The sequence below is a fragment of the Streptomyces millisiae genome (genome assembly GCF_031845425.1).
Lineage (GTDB): Bacteria > Actinomycetota > Actinomycetes > Streptomycetales > Streptomycetaceae > Streptomyces > Streptomyces millisiae.
Window position 1 is genome coordinate 1 of sequence record NZ_JAVREM010000178.1, and the last position, 671, is coordinate 671.

The 671-nt window shown below is 73.3% G+C and carries 1 pseudogene; it reads right to left on the reverse strand.

Annotation, left to right across the window (positions count from 1 at the left end):
• Nucleotides 1-290: pseudogene (locus tag RNC47_RS36090) on the reverse strand (hypothetical protein); the annotation flags it as partial.
• Nucleotides 291-671: the final 381 nt, after the last annotated feature.

Below are 671 nucleotides of genomic sequence, written 5' to 3' on the forward strand. Positions count from 1 at the left end.
AGGTGGAGGCGGTGCTGGCGGGTGTCGACCACGAGGTGCCCGGCGACGTAGACGAGTAGCGGGCCCTCGACGGCGGCCGCGGTGCGGACGGTCGTCAACACGGTGTTGGGGTCGTCGGGGTTGGCTAGCTGCACGGCACTGGCGTACGAGGTGCCCACGAGTCGCGCCGGCGGGACGGCGGCCAGCTGCGGGAGCATCGCGGCGACGGCGAGCGGGTGGCGCACGGACGGCTCGGCGGCAATCAGCAGTGCGTACCCGGGGTGTTCGGCCGGTCTCGTGCTGGTTGCCATGGTCAGCACCGTAACCGGCGGGTCCTGGTGCCGGGCGAGCCTTTCCCCGTACGTCGGCCTGTCGGGGCGTTCCCCGTCCTCGGCGGCCGCCAGGGTTCCGGGCTGAGCGGGGTGGTTCCCTCGTTGGGCGGCAGGCTCTGCCCAGCGCGCCGTTCGTCGGGTGTCCAGGATTTACCGCTTGCGGCGCCGTAGGCGTCCTGGACGCCCGGCGGGCGGTGTGCTGCCCTCGGGGTGCCGTCTGACGAGGGGGCCGCACCGCGACCCACCACCATCTCCACCACCCACCAACCCGCACCCAAGATCAGTGCCTCCCCCACCCTCCGCAGGGTGGCCGGGGTGTGGGGCAGAGCCCCGCGTCTTCCCTGACCCGCACTGGTCACC